The sequence below is a fragment of the Bradyrhizobium sp. UNPF46 genome (assembly GCF_006658625.1).
Lineage (GTDB): Bacteria > Pseudomonadota > Alphaproteobacteria > Rhizobiales > Xanthobacteraceae > Bradyrhizobium > Bradyrhizobium nitroreducens.
This window is the reverse complement of the sequence record NZ_LFJB01000003.1, coordinates 391,753-410,859: the sequence shown is the minus strand read 5'-3', so window position 1 is coordinate 410,859 and position 19,107 is coordinate 391,753. Positions and strand designations below refer to the sequence as shown.

Genomic DNA, 19,107 nt, shown 5'->3' with positions numbered 1-19,107 from the left:
CGAAAGGCGCCGCGAGGAGGAGAACGCATGTCTGCGAGTCACAACCTCCGACTTCGTAGAGTGGGCAAAGCGCAGCGTGCCCACGCGTCTGTTGCTCAGAGAGGGAGATCGTGGGCACGGCGCAAGCGCGCCTTTGCCCACCCTCCGGCACCGTGTCCGCCGCAAACATTCGGTCATTGCGCGTTTGACGCGGGCGATCCAGCCATCCGGGACATCGTGGTAGCATCATGTCGACGGCGATCATTCCATCAAGCCCGACAAACGGGCGGGCGTGCAAACGGCACCGGCGGGCATGACGTCTGCGCAGGCTGCGAGAAGCCTTTCGATCTTGCGCGCCCTCTCGGCCTGTCCTACGCAGTCTCCAAATATAGACGCATCGCCAGATCCCTGAGGGAGCCGACATGACCATCCGCAACACCCGCACCGGGGGCCAGATCCTGATCGATCAGCTCGTCGCCCAAGGCGTCGAGCGCGTCACCTGCGTGCCGGGCGAGAGCTATCTGGCGGCGCTCGATGCGCTGCATGACAGCCCGATCGACGTCGTGATCTGCCGTGCCGAAGGCGGTGCTGCCATGATGGCGGAAGCCTATGGCAAGCTCACGGGACGGCCCGGTGTCTGCTTCGTCACCCGCGGCCCCGGCGCCACCAATGCCAGCCATGGCGTCCACATCGCGATGCAGGATTCGACGCCGATGATCCTGTTCGTCGGCCAGGTCGACACCGGCATGCGCGAGCGCGAGGCGTTCCAGGAGCTCGACTACAAGGCGGTGTTCGGCTCCATGGCGAAATGGGCGGTCGAGATCGATCGTCCCGACCGCATCCCTGAGCTGGTGGCGCGCGCCTTCCGCGTCGCCATGCAGGGCCGTCCGGGTCCCGTCGTGATCGCGCTGCCGGAGAACATGCTGACCGAGACCGCCGCCGTTGCCGACGCCATGCGCATCGAGCCGGCGGTGAGCTGGCCCGCGCCTTCCGATATCGAAAAGCTCGGCACCATGCTCGCGGGCGCCAAGGCGCCGCTCGTCATCCTCGGCGGCTCGCGCTGGACTGATGAGGCGACCAAGAGCATCGCGCGCTTTGCCGAGCGCTTCGACCTGCCGGTCGCGACGTCGTTCCGCCGGGCCTCGCTGATCGACGCCGACCACTCGCACTATGCCGGCGATCTCGGCATCGGGCCGAGCCCGGGCCTGAAGGCGCGCATCGACAATGCCGATGTCATCCTGCTGATCGGCGGCCGCATGTCGGAGATGTCGTCCTCGTCCTATACGCTGCTCGACATCCCCAATCCGAAGCAGAAGCTCGTTCACGTTCACCCCGGCTCCGAAGAGCTCGGCCGCATCTATCAGCCCGATCTGGCGATCCAGGCGACGCCCGCCGCGTTCGCCGCCGCCGTCGAGACGTTGAAGCCTTCCGGCGCCGTTGCCTGGAAGGGTGAGGCCGCCAAGGCCCATGCCGATTATCTCGCCTGGACCGACAAGGCGCGCGAGCTGCCGGGCACGTTCCAGTACGGCCAGGTCATGACCTGGCTGCGCGACCGGCTGCCGAAGGACGCGATCGTCTGCAACGGTGCCGGCAATTATGCCGGCTGGATCCATCGCCATCACCGCTTCCACAGTTTCGCGGCGCAGCTCGCGCCGACCTCGGGCTCAATGGGTTACGGCGTGCCTGCGGGCGTGCTGGCCAAGCGGCAATATCCGGATCGCGTCGTCGTCGCCTTCGCCGGCGACGGCTGCTTCCTGATGAACGGCCAGGAGTTCGCGACCGCCGTGCAATACGACGCGCCGCTGGTCGTCATCGTCGTCGACAATTCGCAATACGGCACCATCCGCATGCATCAGGAGCGCGATTATCCCGGCCGCGTCGTCGGCACCCAGCTCAAGAACCCGGACTTTGCGATGTATGCCAAGGCGTTCGGCGGTCATGGCGAGCGCGTCGAACGCACCGAAGAGTTCGCACCCGCTTTCGAGCGCGCGCTGGCCTCGGGCAAGCCGGCGATCCTCCATTGCATCATCGACCCGCGCGCGATCTCTGTCGGCAAGGATTTCACGCCCGCGGTGAAGGCGTAGGGCGATGGCGACCGGCCGCCACGTTGCGATCATCGGAGCCGGCGCGGTCGGGGTCATCAGCGCCATCGAGGCGTTGCGCGAGGGTCATCGCGTCACGCTGATCGATCCCGGCGAGCCCGGCGGCGAACAGGCGGCGAGCTACGGCAATGCCGGCTGGCTCTCCTCGCATTCGGTGATTCCTCCGGCCGAGCCGGGCATCTGGAAGAAGGTGCCGGGTTATCTGATGGACCCGCTCGGTCCGCTCGCGATCCGCTGGTCTTATCTGCCGAAGGCGCTGCCCTGGCTGATCAAGTACCTGCTCTCGGGCTGGACCCCCGCGCGCGTCGAGAAGACAGCGTTTGCGCTACGCGACCTCCTGAAGGACGCGCCGCTGCTGCATCGGAAGCTCGCGGAAGAGGCTGGCGTCCCCGAATTGATCGAGCGCAACGGCGTGATGCACGTGTTTCCCTCGCGCGGCAATTTCGACAACGATCTCGGCTGGCGCCTGCGCAAGAAGGTCGGCGTCGAATGGCTGGAGCTCAACGCCGACGAGATGCGCCAGCGTGAGCCGGACCTGCATCCGCGCTACACCTTTGGCGTCGTGGTGGAGGAGGCCGGGCGCTGTCGCGATCCCGGCGCCTATGTCGCGGCGCTCGCCAATCATGCCATTGCCGGTGGCGTCACGCATGTGCGGGCCAAGGCGACCGGCTTGAGGCTCAACGGTGACAAGCTCGTCGCCGTCGTCACCGAGACCGGCGAGATCGCCTGCGATGCCGCCGTGGTTGCCGCCGGTGCCCGCTCGAAGCAGCTCACGGCATCGGTCGGCGATCCCCTGCCGCTGGAGACCGAGCGCGGCTATCACGTCATGATCGAGAATCCGGAAGTCGGCCCGCGCAGCTCGATGATGGCGTCCGACGCCAAGATGGTGGTGAACTGGACCAACAAGGGCCTGCGCGCGGCCGGCACGGTCGAGATCGCGGGTCTCGAGGCGGCACCGAACTGGAAACGCGCCGAGATCCTGCGTGACCATCTCATCGGCATGTTTCCGAAACTGCCGAAGGACATTCCCGCCTCGCGCATAAAAACCTGGTTCGGGCATCGGCCGAGCATGCCGGACGGACGTCCCTGCATCGGCTATGCGCGCGCCTCGCGCGATATCGTCTATGCTTTCGGCCACGGCCATGTCGGCCTGGTCGGCTCGGCCCGTACCGGCCGGCTCGTCGCGCAGCTCCTCAGCGGCAAGCAGCCCGAGATTCCGCTTCTGCCCTTCGCGCCCGAACGTTTCCTCTGAGATCGCAGCATGACCAGCTCAGCCCATTCGCCCTCCCGCATCGCCCGTGGCGGCAAGGCCATCTATGGTGCGCCGCTCGGCATTTTGATGCTGGAAGCGCGCTTCCCCCGCATTCCCGGCGACATGGGCAACGGCACGACCTGGCCGTTCCCCGTGCTCTATCGCGTGGTGAGCGGCGCCTCGCCCGAGAAGGTGGTGCTGAAGGGCGCGGCGGGACTGCTGCCTGATTTCATCGATGCGGCCAAGGATCTGGTGCGGCTCGGCGCCGAGGCCATCACCACCAATTGCGGCTTCCTCTCGCTGTTCCAGAAGGAGATCGCAGCGGCCGTCGGCGTGCCCGTTGCGACCTCGTCGCTGATGCAGGTGCCATGGGTGCAGGCAACTCTGCCGCCGGGCAAGCGCGTCGGCCTCGTCACGGTGTCGGGCTCGACCTTGACGCCGGCCCATCTGGAAGGTGCCGGCGTGCCGCTCGACACGCCGCTGGTCGGCACCGAGAACGGCAAGGAGTTTTTCCGCGTCCTGATCAAGGCCGAGAAGGACGACATGGACATCGCGCAAGCCGAGCGTGACGTGGTCGAGGCCGGCAAGCAGCTCGTCGCCAAGAACCCCGACGTCGGCGCCATCGTGCTCGAATGCACCAACATGCCGCCCTACGCGGCCGCGCTGCAGGCCGAGGTGGGGCTGCCGGTTTACGACATCTATTCCATGATCACCTGGTTTCATGCCGGACTGCGCCCGCGCGTGTTTGCGTGAACGCGTCCACGAGATCGTCACAAGTCCTGGAGCGAACCCATGAAACTATCCGGTAAGGTTGCCGCCATCACCGGCGCGGCACGCGGCATCGGCAAGGCCTGCGCGAAGAGATTGCTCGATGACGGCGTCAAGGTCGTGATCTCGGACGTCGATGCCGAGGGCCTCGCCGCGACGGCCGCCGAGCTCGGGCGTCCCGATGCCTTGCGCACCGTCGTCGGCAATGTCGCCAAGCGTGCTGATGTCGATGAGCTCGTTGCCACCGCCGTGAAGGAGTTCGGCCGGCTCGACATCATGGTCAACAATGCCGGCGTCGCCCGCAACCGGGACATCCTGGAAATCACCGAAGAGGAATTCGACGAGATCATCGGCATCAATCTGAAAGGCGCGTTCTTCGGTGTGCAGGCCGCCGCCAGGCAGATGATCGCGCAAGGCGGCGGCGGGGTCATCATCAACATGTCCTCGGTGAACGCGCTGCTGGCGATTCCGGCGCTGGCGACCTATGCGATGTCCAAGGGCGGCATGAAGCAGCTCACATCCGTCGCCGCCGTCGCGCTCGCTCCGCATGACATTCGCGTCGTCGCGGTCGGACCGGGCACGATCCTGACCGATATGGTGGCGTCGTCGATCTACACCTCCGAGGATGCCCGCAGGACCGTGATGTCGCGCACGCCGGCCGGCCGCGGCGGCGAGCCGAGCGAGGTTGCGTCGGTCGTGGCGTTCCTCGCCAGCGACGATGCGTCCTACATCACGGGGCAGACGATCTATCCGGATGGCGGCCGGCTGATCCTGAACTACACGGTGCCGGTGAAGGAGAAGTAGGGGCGCTCACTCCGCCGCGACCGTCATCCCGTGACCCAGCCGCTTCGAAATCCCGCCGGCGCAGTCGCGCAGCGCATGTGCGATCGGGCTGTCCCAGCGCGCGTCGAACGTGCCTTCGGGCCCCATCGCAGTGATGACCAGCGCGACATGGCCGGAATGGTCGAACACCGGGGCCGAGAACGCGTTGACGCCGGGCAGGGGATCGCCGAGCGCGCGGGCGAGGCCGTGCTTGCGGACCTCGTCGAGCATCTCGGCGAGCTTCGCGCCCTTCACGGCGCGCTTCGGGCTGTAACCGACGCCGTGACGGTCGAGGCCGCTCTCGAGCGCGGCGTTGATCGTCTTTTCCGGCAGGAAGGCCGCAAAGGCCCGGCCCGTCGCGGTCTCCAGCAGCGCCATCACCGAGCCGGCGCGCATGACGATGTGGACGGGTTGAGCCGGCTCTTCGAGTTGCACCACGGTCGGGCCGTGCGTGCCCCAGACCGCGAGAGACACTGCATGTCCGATCTGGCTCGCGAGCGCGGCGATCTTCGGCCTTGCGATGCGCACGCCGGAGAGCCGGCGCAGGCTGATGAGGCCGAGCTCCAGCGCCAGCGCGCCGATCTCGTAGCGGCCGGTGGTCTCGTCCTGCTCGATCAGCCCGATGCGCGAGAAGCTGGCGAGATAGGGGTGCGCCTTGGCCGGCGTCATGCCGGCCTCGCGCGCGAGATCGCGCAGCATCATCGGCTCGCCGCACCTTGCAAGCGCGCGAAGCAGTTCTCCGCCGACCTCGATCGACTGGATGCCGCGGCTTTCCCTCTTCATGCGCCTCCGATCGCGCTACGCCGCGTCGCGCTTGGCGGCGCTGTCGGCGAGATGACGGCCGGCAATGTAGCCGAAGGTCAGCGCCGGCCCAAGCGTGATGCCGGCGCCGGGGTAGTTGCCCCCCATGATGCTCGCCATGTCATTGCCGGCGGCATAGAGGCCGGGGATGACCCGGCCCTCGGCGTCCAGCGCCCGCGCATTCTCGTCGGTGACGATGCCGGCATAGGTGCCGAGATCGCCGATCACCATCTTGATGGCGTAGAACGGCCCGTTCTCGATCGGCGCGATGCAGGGATTGGGGCCGTGCATGGCGTCGCCCTGATAGCGGTTATAGGCCTTCGAGCCCTTGCCGAAGGCGGCATCGTGTCCGAGCGGCGCCGTCGCATTGAACTGCCTGACGGTCTCGGCGAACGCTTTCGCATCGATGCCGGCCTTCGCTGCCAGCGCCTCCAACGTGTCGCCGCGCATGAGATAGCCGGTATCGAGGTGGTGACCGAGCGGCATCGGAAACGGCGGCACGCAACCGAGGCCGTATTTGCGCAGCGTCTTGTGATCGCAGACGAGATAGGCCGCGATCTCCTCGCCAGGCTTGGAGGCCTTGACCATGGCCTGGACGAAGTCGTGATAGGAATTGCCCTCATTGGCAAAGCGCTTGCCGTCACGCATCACCGCGATCACGCCGGGCTTGGCGCGGTCGATGAAGTGCGGCATCACGCCCTTCGAGCCGTCCTTGCGCGTCGTCAGCGACACCGGCACCCAGGCCGCCGCGTTGGGCAGGCGATCCTCGACGTGGCCGCCGGCGGATTCTGCGAGCCGCAGACCGTCGCCGGTGTTGCCGGTCGGACCCGGCGAAAAATGCTCAACGCCGGTCGGCGCGTGCGGAAACATCTTTCGGCGCCGCTCGACGTCATGCGGAAAGCCGCCGCAGGCGAGCACGACGCCCTGGCGCGCCTTGACGCGGACGTCGCGTCCCTCGCGCGACACGATGGCGCCGGTGACGGTGCCGTTCTCGATCGTCAGCTCGCGCACCGGCGAAGACAGCCACATCGGAATCTTCAGGTCGAGCGCGGATTTGGCGAGGCGTCCGGCCAGCGCATTGCCGTTGGTCAGCGTCATGCCGCGGCCATGGCGCAGCACGTCCATGAGATGCCGCGACAGTCGCTTGGCGACGTAGACCGCCGACGTCAGCGACTTCGTCACCCGCATGAAATGGATGATCTCCTTGCCGGAACCCAGCATCATGCCGAACACGGTGAGCTCGGGCAGGGGCATGCCGAGCGTCTTGACGAGGTCGCCGAGCTCGCGGCCGTCGAACGGGCGCGTCACCATGGAGCGGCCGCCCAGCGCGCCGCCGGGCGCTTCGGCATGATAGTCCGGGAATACCAGCGGCATGTCGAAGCGGAGCGCCGTCTTGGTGGTGAAGAAATCGACCGCCTCGGGGCCGGCGCTCAGGAACGCATCGACCCGCGCCGCGTCGTAATTGTTGCCGGCCTCGTGCCGCAGATACGTGCGAGCCTGGTCCGGCGTCTCCGCGATGCCGTAGGCCTTCGCCAGCGAAGTGCCGGGAATCCAGAGCCAGCCGCCGGAGCGCGCGGTGGTGCCGCCGAAGCGCGGCTCTTTCTCGACGATCAGCACGTCGAGGCCGCGATGGCGCGCGGTGATCGCGGCCGACATGCCGGAGCAACCCGATCCGGCCACGAGCACGTCGCACTCGTAAGTCTCAATTGCGCTATGCTCGTTGCCGGTCATCGTTCACCTCACTTCTTCAGGAGCGGGCATTTGGACTCGGAAACCGGACGGAAGGCGTCCTCGCCCTTCACCGTCTTGACGATATCCAGATAGTCCCACGCCTCCTTCGACTGCTCGGGCGACTTCACCTTGGCGAGATACATGTCGCGGATCACGCGGCCGTCCTCGCGCAGCTTGCCGCCGTGAACGAAGATATCCTCAATCGGCAGCTCGCGCATCTTGGCCATCACCTTGGCCGGATCGTCGGTGCCTGCGGCCTTGATGCCCTTCAGATAATGCAGCACCGAGCCGTAGACGCCGGTCTGGATCATGGTCGGCATCACCTTGGTGCGCTCGTAGAATTTTTTCGACCAGGCACGCGTCGCCTCGTCCATGTTCCAGTACGACGCCGTGGTCATGTAGGTGCCCTGCGCGGCCTTGAGGCCGACCGCGTGCACGTCGGTGTCGAACATCAGCAGGCCGACCAGCTTCTGGCCGCCCTGGACCAGGCCGAACTCGCCGGACTGCTTGATCGCGTTGTCGGTGTCCTGGCCGGCATTGGCGAAGGCGACGACGTCGGATTTCGAGCTCTGCGCCTGCAGCGCGAAGGAGGAGAAGTCCGCGGTGTTGGTCGGATGCTTGACGCCGCCGAGCACCTTGCCGCCCATCTCGTTGATGAAGCGCGTCGCGTCCTTCTCGAGCTGCTGGCCGAAGGCGTAGTCCGCGGTGATGAAGTACCAGGACTTTCCGCCTTCCTTGATCACGGCGGAGGCCGTCACCTTCGACAGCGCGTAGGTGTCGTAGGTGAAATGCACGGTGTTCGGGCTGCACAGCTCGTCGGTCAGCGAGCTCGCGCCGGGGCCGGACAGCAGAGCGATCTTGTTGCGCTCGCGCACCATGTTGTGCACGGCGATCGCGATGCCGGAATTGGGGATGTCGACGACGGCGTCGACCTTGCCGTTGTCGAACCAGCCACGCACGATCTGCACGCCGACGTCGGTCTTCATCTGGTGGTCGGCGCTGATGATCTCGATCGGCTTGCCGAGCACGGTCGGCCCGAATTCCTCCACCGCCATCTTGGCCGCTTCGACCGAGCCAGGCCCCGAGTTGTCGCGGCCCCAGCTCGACAGATCCGTCAGCACGCCGATCCGCACCGCATCGTCGGAGACTTGCGCGCTCGCGAGTGTGGTTATGGCAGCCGACGTCATGGCCGCGAGCATGGCGCAGGCCAGAAGCCCTCTCATGGTTGTTTCCTCTCTGTTATTGGCCGCAAGGCGCGGCTGGTCACTCTGGAGGTAAATTAGATATAGGCGAATTAGTTTGTCAATAACGAATGGCGGGGACGGCAGCGGTTGACTCCAACACGTGTCCCGCGCCTGCGAGCAGCCCTCAAAATTTTTCGAACCGGCCCCTTGAAAGCGTTTTCCGGTTTTCTAAGTCGTTTTACGCCGCGAGAGCGGTGTGCCGGACGCCAGATCGGGTCCGGTACGGGCGCCGGGCCGGTCTTCGGACCCTGTCTGATACCCAGTCCTGCGCTCCTTCGTATCCATCTTGCTCTCAGGAGGACTTGGTTATGAGGACCAGTTTCGACTTCGCGCCCCTGTGGCGCTCCACCATCGGCTTCGATCATCTGGCCGACCTCGTCGACAGCACGCTGCGCCAGGCGACCGAGGACAATTATCCCCCCTACAACATCGAACGCTCCGGCGAGGACCACTACCGGATCAGCCTTGCGGTGGCGGGCTTCGGCGCCAGCGACATCACGGTGACGGCCGAACAGAACGCGCTCACGATCGAGGGCAGGAAACCCGAGACCGCCGCGCGGGAATATCTGTACCAGGGCATCGCCGCCCGGCCGTTCCGGCGCGTGTTCAACCTCGCCGACTATGTCCAGGTGAAGCAGGCGTCGTTCCAGGACGGGCTCCTGATCATCGACCTCGTCCGCGAGGTTCCGGAAGCGATGAAGCCGCGCAGGATCCCGATTGCGGGTGCCGCGCCTGCGGCGTCGCAGATCGAACAGAAGAAAGCGGCTTGAGCTTTCGAGCAAGCGAGATAGAGGAGCGCGGCGCGCGATGCGCGGGCCGCGCTTCCCCGATGCATGGAGGAGAGAGCCATGGGTTTTCGTGATCTCATTCCCTGGTCAGGGAAACAGGAGCTTGCGCCTGCGCGCGACAATTTCGATCCCTTCCTGACGCTTCATCGCGAGATGAACCGTCTGTTCGACGACGTCTTCCGCGGCTTCGGGCCGACCAGCCTGTCGCCGCTGATGGAGGGCCGCTTCGGCTGGCCGAAGGTGGAGCTCAGCGAAACCGACAAGACGCTGACCGTCTCGGCCGAGCTTCCCGGCCTCAGCGAGAAGGACGTCCAGGTCGAGATCGCCAATGGCGTGCTGACGCTCCGCGGCGAGAAGAAGGCCGAGCGCAACGGCGAGGGCAGATACTTCACCGAGCGCTACTACGGCGCGTTCGAGCGGCAGATTCCGCTGGAGGGCGTCGAGGAGGACAAGGCCGAGGCCTCGTTCAAGAACGGCGTTCTGACCGTGTCGCTGCCGAAATCCGAGAAAGCGCGTGAAGGCGTCAAGCGCATCGCGATCAACACGCACTGACATCAAAAGGGACGGCGGCGGTCGGAGTCGCCGTCCCATCGTCAACAAGCCCGTCCCTTGGAAAGGAGCATGAGGGGAGGTCCACCAATGACCAACGTCAATTCCAATAGCGGCACTCTCAACCCGCTGTTTCATCCCGCCGCCCATTACGACTCGCCCGTCGAGGTCCTGAACGCGACGGAGCTCTCTCCGCCGGAGAAGCGGATCATCCTGTCGTCCTGGGCGTCCGACATGTACGCGGTCGAATCCTGTCCCGGATTGCGTGAGATTCCCGGGATGAGCCACACGGTCCGGCTCGCCGACATCCTGGCCGCGCTGCGCAAGCTCGACGGCGACAACGACAATGACGATCCGCCGCGCGGCGGCGGCGTGCCGATGCGGCTGCGGCGGCCCTGGGCCGCCGCAGAGGGGCGAAGCCCATGATGCTCACGCAGACTGTTCTGGGACTCGTGCTGCTCGGTCAGGCCTCGGCGGTCTTCGCCGCTCCGTTCCTGGCCATGCAAGGCTGGATCGTCGCGTCACGCGGCGGTTGAAGCCACTCGTTCTCCGATATCCCCTCAAAGCGGCAGGAAAAAGATGAATGCTGTGCGTCCGCTCTTGCTGGCGATGCTGGTGCTGACGCTGACAGCGTCACAGCCTGCCGCCGGCCAAATCCCCGACATGAAGACCGGCGGCTCGGTGCCGACCCTGGCGCCTCTGGTGCGCCGGGTGACGCCCGCCGTGGTCAACATTTCCGTGCACGGCCGCGTGCGGGAGGACAACCCGCTCTATCGCGACCCGCTATTCCGCGAGTTCTTCGACGTTCCCCGGCAGATCGAAAAGGAGGTCAACGCGACCGGCTCCGGCGTGATCGTCGATGCCGAGCGCGGCTACGTGCTGACCAACAATCATGTGGTCGAAGGCACCTCCGTCGTTCAGATCACGACCAAGGACGGCCGGCAATTCTCCGCCAAGGTCATCGGGCGCGATCCGCCGACCGACGTTGCCGTGCTTCAGATCCAGAATCCGGCGGGCCTCAAGGCGCTTCCCTTCGGCGACAGCGATGCGCTCGATGTCGGCGATTTCGTGCTCGCGATCGGCAATCCCTTCGGCCTCGGCCAGACCGTGACGTCCGGCCTCGTCAGTGCGCTGGGCCGCACCGGCCTGGGCAAGCAGGGCTATGAGGATTTCATCCAGACCGATGCCGCGATCAATCCGGGCAACTCCGGCGGAGCGTTGGTGAGCCTGCGCGGCGAACTGGTCGGCATCAACTCGGCGATCATCTCGCCCGCTGGCGGCAATGTCGGCATCGGCTTCGCCATTCCGGTCAACATGGCGCGCAAGGTGATGGAGCAGATCATCGCGAGCGGCCGCGTCGAGCGCGGCCGCATCGGCGTCTCGCTGAAGGACCTGCATCCGTCGGTCAACAAGGGGCTGAACCAAGGCGCCGTCATCGCCGAGATCGCAGCGGACTCGCCCGCCGAAAGGGCGGGCCTGCGCAAGGGGGACGTCGTGACGGCAGCCGATGAGCGTCCGATCCGCACCGCCGCTCAGCTTCGCAACACGATCGGCCTTGCGCGCGTCGGCGAGGAGGTGAGGCTCACGCTGCTGCGCAACGGCGCGCCGCTCACCGCGACCGTGCGCGTGGCGCCGGCGACCCAATCCAGCAGTGCACTGGAAGCTCCTCAGCGCCTAGTTCGCTAGATCGAATGCGGGGGCGGCTCGCGAACGGCGGTTCGCCCCTCGCAATGGTGATTGACTGTAAGCTCGCTACCGGCTCAGGCGGCGCGGTGGTCCGCATAGCCCTGAAGGTCACGGATCAGCCGACGCTCGCGCTCGATGCGTTGCCGATAAAGCTCGCGCTCATGCTCGGTCTTCGCGCTTGCAAGCAGGAGCTCGTAGTGGCCGATCACCTTCTCGCTGCCGCGAATGAGCAGTTCCCGTTGCCGGTTCATCGCGCCACCCCCATCGCCTCGGCCGGCACTCCGGAGACATGGAAGTCAAGGGGGAAGGTCGCCGCGGTCAGCGCATCGAGCGCCGACTTCTCCTCCGCCAGGCGTCTCTCGATGAAATTGCGCTCCAGCTGCGACAGCCTTGTCTTCAGCAGGCGCCGGTAGCGGTGAATGTTGTTGCGGTGCGCACGTATGCGGGCCAGATTCTCATCGAGCATCGTCGTCTCTCCAGACGGTCGCGTTGGATCCTTCGATTTTTAGGGGTGAGAAAGTGCTTCTCGACCGAAAAAATATTCAGCGCGAAACCGGTGTCAAGATCCTCGAAGCTCGCACCGTAGCCGTTCCTGTTGCTGGCACGCTGAAGATCGACTATCAGCCGGCTTGGCGCGCTTGACGCTGCCCAATGACAAGGAAGGGAGCCCATGAGATGAAACGGACCTCACCGACGCGACGCGATCTGCTCGCAACCGCAGTGGCCGCCACCGCAGTTTCCATGGCCGAGGTCGCTCCGGCCGCGGCGCAGGCCGGACCCAAGCCGATCTTTCCGGTGCCGATGGTGACGATCCCGATCGTCGGCGAGACCCAGGTGTTCCAGGTCCGGCGCATCTACTGCATAGGCCGCAACTATGCGGCACATGCGATCGAGCGCGGCTCCGATCCGAACCGCGAGCCGCCGTTCTTCTTCCAGAAGCCGACGGACGCAATCCAGAACGTCGCGGTCGGCGAGGTCGCCGACCATCCCTATCCGTCACTGACCAAGAACTATCATCATGAGGTCGAACTGGTCGCGGCGCTGAAGTCCGGGGGCACCAACATCCCGGTCGATAAGGCGCTCGACCATGTCTATGGCTACGCGCTCGGCCTCGACATGACGCGGCGCGATCTCCAGAACGGCATGGCTGCGGAGAAGAAGCCCTGGGAGATCGGCAAGAGCTTTGACCATGCCGCGGTGCTCGGTCCGATTCATCCGGCGAGCAAGACCGGCCATTTCGAGAAGGGCGCGATCTCGCTGGCGGTCAACGGCACGGTGAAGCAGAACTCGGATCTCAGCAAGATGATCTGGAGCGTGGCCGAGCAGATCGCAAAGCTGTCGGAAGCGTTCGAATTGAAGGCCGGCGACATCATCTATTCCGGCACGCCTGAGAATGTCGGCCCCGTCGTGAAGGGCGACGTGCTGCTGTGCAAGCTCGAGGGCCTGCCGGACATGTCGATCAAGATCGTGTAGCTCTTTGCCTCTCCCCGCTCGCGGGGAAGGCAATCGCATATGCGAGTGATCTCGCCCGTCGCCATCCTTCGAGACGCCCCCCCGCTGGCGGGCCCTCAGGATGAGGTCCGGCTGCGCGGCACTCGTTTCAACGAGCGCGGACGCCGCTTAGCCTCATGCTGAGGGGCCGCGAAGCGATCGTCTCGAAGGACGAGGCGTGCGGCAAGGCGCCGCCGCAAAGCATGTGCGGTAACCCACACGGGAAGCGGGTTGCCATCGTCGCTTCTGGGTTCCACCTGCCGATTGCCATTTGTTGGCCGGCAAGCGAACCTCCTGTGGCCATATTTGAGCACGAGTGATTTCCCGTGAGGGAGGCGCTCCGATGACCAAAGCTCTGATCACTGCTGTCGCAATGCTGGCCTGTGTGCCCGTGAGCGCGCTCGCGCAGGAGCGCGCAGGCGATGCGGCGCTTGGCGCGGTATCCGGTGCGGTCGTGCTGGGACCGGTCGGTGCGGTCGCCGGCGCCTTGATCGGCTACACCGCCGGGCCTTCGATCGCCCGGTCCTGGGGCGTGCGAGGTTCGCGGTCGGCAGGACACCGGCAGCCGCGGCGCGCGGCCGCGACCGGCGGCCCAGCGCGCACGCGGCAGGCCATGAATGCCAACGGTCAGATGAGAGCTGCCGGCACTCAGGCTCCGCCGGTTCAAGCTGCGCCTGCCGCCACGGCGCAAGCCCCGACACCGCCGGTTCAGGGCTTCGACTGAGACCGCAGCCTCAAGCCGACGCCTTAGGCCGCAGCCGATCGACCGTGCGGGCGATCAGCGCGGCGACCTCGCCGACCTTGGGGCCGATGCGGAATTCCGGGCCGGCGACGACGACCGAGAGGCGGCGGTCGCCGATCGGCAAGGGGATCGCGGCGCCGGCGAGGTCGCGGCTGTAATCGCCAAAACTCTGGCAATAGCCGCGCGCGATCGAATTGCGCAGCTCGGTCTCGACCGCCTCGATGCTGATCGGCGTCGACGGGCCGTATTGCTTGAACTCGATCTTGCGATAGACGGAATCGCGCTCTTCCTGCGAATATTGCAGCAGCAGCGCGCGGCCGCTGGCCGTCGCATGGATCGGCACGCGGTGGCCGATGGTGGCGAAATAGCGGATCGCCGCCGCGGATTCGACGACGTCGATGAACACGGCCATCACGCCGGCCGGCGCCACGATCGAGGCGGTCTCGCCGGTCTCGGCCGAGAGATCGGAGATCAGCTGGTGCGTCCATGGCGGCAGCGGCTCGACCTCGGAGATCATCCGCGCCATCGCAAGCCAGCGCGGCGTCGGATAGAAGCCGGCGCGCGGCCGCGGCTCATAGAGATAGCCCTTCTCCGACAGCGTCGCGAGCAGGTTGAAGGTCGAGGAGCGCGGCCAGCCGAAATGATCGGCGATCTCCGCAAGCGTCGCCGGCTTCCTCGATTGCGCGAAGAATTCCATGATCTCCAGGACGTTTGCGGCTTGGCGAACGATCATGGCGGGCTTTGCGTCCTTCCTAGGGCTGGCCGAGGATCTTCTTCGCGGCGCGAAGATGCGGCTTGTCGATCATCTGGCCGTCAAGCCGCAGCGTGCCGGAATTGGGATTGCTCGCGAACGCCGCGATCACCTTCTCCGCCCAGCTCCGTTCGGCATCGGTCGGCGCGAACGCCGCATTGACGATGTCGACGTGCTTGGGATGGATCAGTGCCTTGGCGGAAAAGCCGTCGCGGCGCGCCGCGCGCGTCTCCTGCTCGAGGCCGGCGAGATTGTCGATGTCGGTATAGACCGTGTCGATCGGCGCAACCTCGGCCGCGGCCGCCGCCATCAGGCAGAGATCGCGCGCGAGGCGATAGGGGCTGTGGAACACGCCGCCTGAGGCCTTTTCGGTGGCGCCGAGCGAGGCCGAGAGGTCTTCCGCACCCCACATCAATCCGGCGAGCCGGGGAGAGCAGCCCTTGTAGCTGCTGAGGCCGAAGATCGAGCCTGCGGTTTCCGTCGCCACGCAGACGATACGGGTCGTGCCGACCGCGATGCCGGCCGCAGCTTCCAAGGCTTCGAGCCAGGTCGCGACCTGGCGCACGTCGTCGCCGCCTTGCGATTTCGGCAGCACGATCCCGTCGGGCTTGCCGGGCAGCACCGCGGCGAGGTCGGCCAGCGTCATGCCGGTGTCGAGCGCGTTGACGCGGACATAGAGCTGGTGCGGACCGGGGCGGCTCTTCAGCATCGAGAGCGTGAGCCCGCGCGCCTCCGCCTTCTTCTCGGTGACGACGGAGTCCTCGAGATCGATGATCAGCGCGTCGGCCTTGCCTTCGCTCGCCTTCTCGAATTTGCGCGGGGAATCACCCGGCACGAACAGCATCGAACGCATCAGACCGGCCTCTTGTGCATCATCGCCATGCGGCGGCATTTTCCGACGATCTCGTCGTTCTGGTTCAGGGCGTGGTGCTCGAACTCGACGATGCCAGCCCTCGGGCGCGATTTGGAGTCCCTCAACGAAAGCACCTTCGTCGTCGCCCGCAAGGTGTCGCCATGGAAGACCGGTTTTGGAAACGTGACGTCGGTCATGCCGAGATTGGCAACGGTGGTGCCCATGGTCGTATCATAGACCGTCATGCCGATCATGATGCCGAGGGTGTAAAGGCTGTTGAAAATGCGCTGGCCGAACTCGGTCTTTTCGGCGAAATGCGCGTCGATGTGCAGCGGCTGCGGATTGAGCGTAAGCAGGCTGAACATGGTGTTGTCCATTTCCGTGACGGTCCGGGTCAGCGGATGCCTGAACTCCTGGCCCACGGAAAAGTCTTCGAAATAAAGTCCGGCCATCGCGGTTTCCTCCCTTTGTCTCGTGCGATTTGGCCTGCGCCCGCGCTCAAGGCGGCGCGGCCAGGTGAACTGCTTTCTGCTCTGCGAGCCGGTCGATTTCTGCGGTCGAGAAGCCGGCCTCGCGCAGGATGTCGCGGCCGTGCTGGCCGAGCGTCGGCGCGGGGCCGGCGGCTTCCGGTTGCGTCACGCTCCAGGTCGAGGGCACGCGCATCTGGCGGATACGGCCTTCGACGGGGTGGTCGACCGTCTTGAAGAAGCCGACCGCATCCAGATGCGGATCGTCCAGGATCGTCTCCAGCGTATGCATCGGCATCACCGGAATGTCGGCGCGCTCCAAGAGCTCGCGCCATTCCGCGGTGCTGCGTGTGAGGAAGATGTGGCCGATCTCCTCGTAGATCTCGTCGATATGCCTCGTGCGTGACGCGTGGTTGGCAAAGCGCGGCTGGTCGAGGAATTCCGATTGCCCGATCGCCTCGAAGAAGCTGCGCCAGTGCTTGTCGTTGTAGATGAGGACGCAGAGATAGCCGTCGCTGGTCTTGTAGGGTTTTCGATAGCGCGACAGCAGGCGGGCGTAGCCGCCATGGTCGAGCGGCGGATCATAGGTGAGTCCGCCCAGATGATCGACCAGCACGAACTCCGTCATCGATTCGAACATCGGTACGTCGATGCGCTGGCCGATACCGGTACGCTGCTGGTGCATCAGCCCGCCCAGAATCGCGTTGACCATCATCAGCCCGACGATGCGGTCGGCGATGGTGACCGGGACGTAGCGCGGCGTGCCGTCGCCGGCGGCGGCGAGCAACGTCGGAATGGTGGCGGCGCCCTGGATCAGATCGTCATAGGCGGGCTTGGCCGCGTAGGGACCGGACTGGCCGTAGCCAAACGCGCCGACATAGACGAGCGATGGGTTGATCGCGGCCAGCGTCTCGTAGTCGAGGCCGAGCCGCGCCATGGCTTGCGGGCGCACATTGTAGACCAGCGCGTTGGCGCGCTTCGCCAGCCGCAGCAGCGCCTCGCGGCCTTCCGGCTTCTTGAGGTCGAGCACGATGCTGCGCTTGCCGCGATTGGCATTGAGGAACATCCCGCCCATGCCCGGCGCGCGGCCGGGACCGATCTGGCGGACGATGTCACCCTCGGGGCTTTCGACCTTGATGACATCAGCGCCCATGTCGGCCAGCACCTGGGTGCCGTAGGGGCCCATCAGCACCGAGGTCAGGTCGAGAATGGTGAAGCCGGCGAGCGGTCCCATGAGGCCTCGTGGGATGAATTCATATGGGTGGAGTTAGAGTTCATAAATTGAAGGTGTCAATTCGTCGGCAGAGGTCTTCGGCGCATGGCTCCATGCATAGTTCATATACTTGACAGATAAATTCACATATATGTACATCTTCCTCAAGCAAGAAGTAATTGCCGGACCGGCTGCAGCGATTGGCGGCCGCTTCGGCGTGAGGGCGCGTCAGGGAGAAAAGCAAATGAAGAGAAATTGGGTCTGGGCCGCCGCGGCGTTCGCGTTCTCGCTGCCGGTCTCGACATTGTCGGCGCAGGCGCTCGAGCTGAAAGTCGCCGACAGCTTCCCCGCCGACCATTATCTCGTCCGTTTGATGCTGAAGCCCTGGATGGACGATGTCGCCAAGCGCACCAACGGCGCCGTGACCTTCACACATTATCCCAACCAGCAGATCGGCAAGGCCACCGACATGCTGCGGCTCACCCAGTCCGGCGTGGTCGACATCGGCTACATCGGGCCGTCCTACGTCTCGGACAAGATGCCGCTTTCCGAGGTCGCGCAATTGCCGGGCGCGTTCGCAACCAGCTGCCAGGGCACGCTCGCTTATTGGAAGGCAGCGCGGGAAGGCATCCTCGCCAAACAAGAATATGCGCCCAACAAGATCAAGCTGCTGATGGCCGTGGTGCTGCCGCCCTATCAGGTGTGGACCGCCAAGGCGAAGGTCGAGACCATCAAGGACATGCAGGGCCTGAAACTGCGCACCACCGGCGGTGCGCAGGATCTGACCGTGCGCACGCTCGGCGCGGTGCCGGTGCGCATGGCCGCGCCCGACGCCTATGAATCGCTGTCGCGCGGCACCATGGACGGGCTGCTCTTCCCCATGGACAGCGTCGCCGCCTATGGTCTGGACAAGCTCGTCAAATACGCCACCGAAGGCGTCAGCTTCGGCAGCTTCATCGTTGCCTACTCGATCAATCAATCGGTCTGGGACAAATTGCCCGACGACGTGAAGAAGGCGATGGACTCGGCGTCCGAAGCGATCACGCCGAAGGCCTGCGCCGACGTCGACAAGGAGCAGGACGCGACGCAGCAGAAGATGAAGGACCAGGGCATCAGTTTCACCGCGCTGCCCGAGGCGACGCGTGCGGAAATGAAGGAAAAGCTCAAGGGCGTCGCGCAGGAATGGGCGACCGCGCTGGACGGCCGCGGCAAGCAGGCCTCTGCCGCCCTTAAGGAGTTCGAAGGTCTGCTCGCTGCGGGCGGCGCGAAGTAGCGCGGCACGGTCGCAGCGGATGAGGGGAGGCCAGGGATGATCAAGCGGGCAACGGACGTGCTCGGCGTGCTGGAGCGCGCGCTGACGGTGATCGCTGCGATCGCGCTCTTCGCGATCATGGCGCTGGTCGTGGCCGACGTGTTCATGCGTTACGTCCTGAACAGCCCGTTCTCCTTCACCTACGACTTGATCGGGCTCTATCTTCTGGCCGCCGTCTTCTTCCTGACCTTGTCCGATACCTTGCGGGTTCACGCGCATGTCGGCGTGGACATCCTGCTCTCGCGCTTTCCGCCGGTAGGCCGCCGGCTGTCGGAGATCGTCACCGCGCTCACCGGCCTGTTTGTGTTCGTCCTGATCTGCAAGGTCGGGTTCGAGCGCGCGCTGGACAATTACGAGCAGCACGACGTGCTCGCCGGCGCCATTCCCTGGCCGACCTGGATGTCCGCTGTGCTGGTGCCGTTCGGTTGCGGCGTGCTGGTGCTGCGGCTTTCGCTGCAGCTCGTCGGCAACGTCCTCAGCCTCGTCTCGGGGCGAGACCTGTTTCCTTTGCCGCCTGTCAATGAGACCGGCGAAGTCCACTCCTTCGAATAACGGC

The 19,107-nt window shown here is 65.5% G+C and carries 21 protein-coding genes and 1 pseudogene; 13 read left to right on the top strand and 9 right to left on the bottom strand.

Translation table 11 applies throughout. From position 1 onward, the window contains the following. Positions 1 to 401 precede the first annotated feature (401 nt). From UNPF46_RS03325 to UNPF46_RS03310, 4 genes are read left to right on the top strand one after another with little or no spacing between them, the layout of a single operon-like run. The gene (locus UNPF46_RS03325; protein ID WP_142249018.1) at positions 402 to 2,063 is read left to right on the top strand and encodes a thiamine pyrophosphate-binding protein; all 1,662 of its coding nucleotides are present in this window, start codon (positions 402 to 404) and stop codon (positions 2,061 to 2,063) included. Between the two features lie 4 nt (positions 2,064 to 2,067). After that, positions 2,068 to 3,333, top strand: coding sequence for an NAD(P)/FAD-dependent oxidoreductase (locus UNPF46_RS03320; RefSeq protein WP_142249017.1), 1,266 nt, complete (start codon positions 2,068 to 2,070; stop codon positions 3,331 to 3,333). Between the two features lie 9 nt (positions 3,334 to 3,342). Then, entirely contained in the window at positions 3,343 to 4,086 is a 744-nt protein-coding gene (locus tag UNPF46_RS03315; RefSeq protein ID WP_100178284.1) for an aspartate/glutamate racemase family protein, read from the top strand. Positions 4,087 to 4,125: 39 nt separating this feature from the next. Next, positions 4,126 to 4,905 (top strand): SDR family NAD(P)-dependent oxidoreductase, encoded by a 780-nt coding sequence (locus UNPF46_RS03310; RefSeq protein ID WP_142249016.1) that lies wholly within the window; start codon positions 4,126 to 4,128, stop codon positions 4,903 to 4,905. Positions 4,906 to 4,911: 6 nt separating this feature from the next. On the opposite strand, the gene UNPF46_RS03305 is transcribed toward UNPF46_RS03310, so the two are convergent. From UNPF46_RS03305 to UNPF46_RS03295, 3 genes are read right to left on the bottom strand one after another with little or no spacing between them, the layout of a single operon-like run. Further along, positions 4,912 to 5,706, bottom strand: a complete 795-nt coding sequence (locus UNPF46_RS03305) for an IclR family transcriptional regulator (RefSeq protein WP_142249015.1) — start codon at positions 5,704 to 5,706, stop codon at positions 4,912 to 4,914. A gap of 15 nt (positions 5,707 to 5,721) precedes the next feature. Further along, on the bottom strand, positions 5,722 to 7,455 hold the full coding sequence (locus UNPF46_RS03300) for an FAD-dependent oxidoreductase (protein WP_142249014.1): 1,734 nt from the start codon (positions 7,453 to 7,455) through the stop codon (positions 5,722 to 5,724). An 8-nt stretch (positions 7,456 to 7,463) separates the two neighbouring features. Further along, entirely contained in the window at positions 7,464 to 8,678 is a 1,215-nt protein-coding gene (locus tag UNPF46_RS03295) for an ABC transporter substrate-binding protein (RefSeq protein WP_100178288.1), read from the bottom strand. A 329-nt stretch (positions 8,679 to 9,007) separates the two neighbouring features. Between UNPF46_RS03295 and UNPF46_RS03290 the strand changes: the two genes are divergently transcribed. The 4 genes from UNPF46_RS03290 (at position 9,008) to UNPF46_RS03275 (ending at position 11,722) form a co-directional block, all read left to right on the top strand. After that, positions 9,008 to 9,469, top strand: coding sequence for an Hsp20 family protein (locus UNPF46_RS03290; protein ID WP_142249013.1), 462 nt, complete (start codon positions 9,008 to 9,010; stop codon positions 9,467 to 9,469). Between the two features lie 78 nt (positions 9,470 to 9,547). Next, positions 9,548 to 10,039 (top strand): Hsp20/alpha crystallin family protein, encoded by a 492-nt coding sequence (locus UNPF46_RS03285; protein ID WP_100178290.1) that lies wholly within the window; start codon positions 9,548 to 9,550, stop codon positions 10,037 to 10,039. A gap of 87 nt (positions 10,040 to 10,126) precedes the next feature. Next, positions 10,127 to 10,462 (top strand): hypothetical protein, encoded by a 336-nt coding sequence (locus UNPF46_RS03280; RefSeq protein WP_142249012.1) that lies wholly within the window; start codon positions 10,127 to 10,129, stop codon positions 10,460 to 10,462. A 153-nt stretch (positions 10,463 to 10,615) separates the two neighbouring features. After that, the gene (locus UNPF46_RS03275) at positions 10,616 to 11,722 is read left to right on the top strand and encodes a trypsin-like peptidase domain-containing protein (RefSeq protein WP_142249011.1); all 1,107 of its coding nucleotides are present in this window, start codon (positions 10,616 to 10,618) and stop codon (positions 11,720 to 11,722) included. Positions 11,723 to 11,796: 74 nt separating this feature from the next. Here UNPF46_RS03275 and UNPF46_RS37270 read toward each other — a convergent pair whose 3' ends face one another. Both UNPF46_RS37270 and UNPF46_RS03270 read right to left on the bottom strand, forming a co-directional pair. Further along, positions 11,797 to 11,973 carry a hypothetical protein gene (locus tag UNPF46_RS37270; RefSeq protein WP_174719029.1) on the bottom strand — a complete coding sequence of 59 codons (177 nt, stop codon included), beginning with the start codon at positions 11,971 to 11,973 and terminating at the stop codon, positions 11,797 to 11,799. Beyond that, positions 11,970 to 12,188: a hypothetical protein gene (locus tag UNPF46_RS03270; RefSeq protein ID WP_100178293.1), complete on the bottom strand. Its 219-nt coding sequence runs from the start codon at positions 12,186 to 12,188 to the stop codon at positions 11,970 to 11,972. Before UNPF46_RS03270 ends, UNPF46_RS37270 begins: the two co-directional genes overlap by 4 nt. A gap of 53 nt (positions 12,189 to 12,241) precedes the next feature. Here UNPF46_RS03270 and UNPF46_RS38510 point away from each other — a divergent pair, with 53 nt between their 5' ends. From UNPF46_RS38510 to UNPF46_RS03260, 3 genes are all read left to right on the top strand, one after another. Next, positions 12,242 to 12,364: a hypothetical protein gene (locus tag UNPF46_RS38510; RefSeq protein WP_283811651.1), complete on the top strand. Its 123-nt coding sequence runs from the start codon at positions 12,242 to 12,244 to the stop codon at positions 12,362 to 12,364. A 33-nt stretch (positions 12,365 to 12,397) separates the two neighbouring features. Further along, positions 12,398 to 13,195, top strand: coding sequence for a fumarylacetoacetate hydrolase family protein (locus tag UNPF46_RS03265; protein ID WP_100178294.1), 798 nt, complete (start codon positions 12,398 to 12,400; stop codon positions 13,193 to 13,195). Positions 13,196 to 13,556: 361 nt separating this feature from the next. Further along, positions 13,557 to 13,937 carry a hypothetical protein gene (locus UNPF46_RS03260; protein ID WP_181769744.1) on the top strand — a complete coding sequence of 127 codons (381 nt, stop codon included), beginning with the start codon at positions 13,557 to 13,559 and terminating at the stop codon, positions 13,935 to 13,937. Between the two features lie 10 nt (positions 13,938 to 13,947). On the opposite strand, the gene UNPF46_RS03255 is transcribed toward UNPF46_RS03260, so the two are convergent. The 4 genes and pseudogenes from UNPF46_RS03255 to UNPF46_RS03240 all read right to left on the bottom strand — a co-directional run bounded on the left by UNPF46_RS03255 (position 13,948) and on the right by UNPF46_RS03240 (position 17,260). After that, positions 13,948 to 14,688: an IclR family transcriptional regulator gene (locus UNPF46_RS03255; RefSeq protein ID WP_100178297.1), complete on the bottom strand. Its 741-nt coding sequence runs from the start codon at positions 14,686 to 14,688 to the stop codon at positions 13,948 to 13,950. Between the two features lie 19 nt (positions 14,689 to 14,707). After that, complete coding sequence (locus UNPF46_RS03250; RefSeq protein WP_181769743.1) at positions 14,708 to 15,559, bottom strand: HpcH/HpaI aldolase/citrate lyase family protein; 852 nt, start codon at positions 15,557 to 15,559, stop codon at positions 14,708 to 14,710. Continuing rightward, a pseudogene (locus UNPF46_RS03245) lies at positions 15,559 to 16,029 on the bottom strand (MaoC family dehydratase); the annotation flags it as partial. The pseudogene UNPF46_RS03245 and the gene UNPF46_RS03250, both read right to left, overlap by 1 nt. Before the next feature lie 28 nt (positions 16,030 to 16,057). Further along, positions 16,058 to 17,260: a CaiB/BaiF CoA transferase family protein gene (locus UNPF46_RS03240; protein ID WP_142249008.1), complete on the bottom strand. Its 1,203-nt coding sequence runs from the start codon at positions 17,258 to 17,260 to the stop codon at positions 16,058 to 16,060. 223 nt (positions 17,261 to 17,483) lie between these two features. Here UNPF46_RS03240 and UNPF46_RS03235 point away from each other — a divergent pair, with 223 nt between their 5' ends. After that, complete coding sequence (locus tag UNPF46_RS03235) at positions 17,484 to 18,512, top strand: TRAP transporter substrate-binding protein (protein WP_142249007.1); 1,029 nt, start codon at positions 17,484 to 17,486, stop codon at positions 18,510 to 18,512. 36 nt (positions 18,513 to 18,548) lie between these two features. Beyond that, on the top strand, positions 18,549 to 19,103 hold the full coding sequence (locus tag UNPF46_RS03230) for a TRAP transporter small permease (protein ID WP_142249006.1): 555 nt from the start codon (positions 18,549 to 18,551) through the stop codon (positions 19,101 to 19,103). Positions 19,104 to 19,107: the final 4 nt, after the last annotated feature.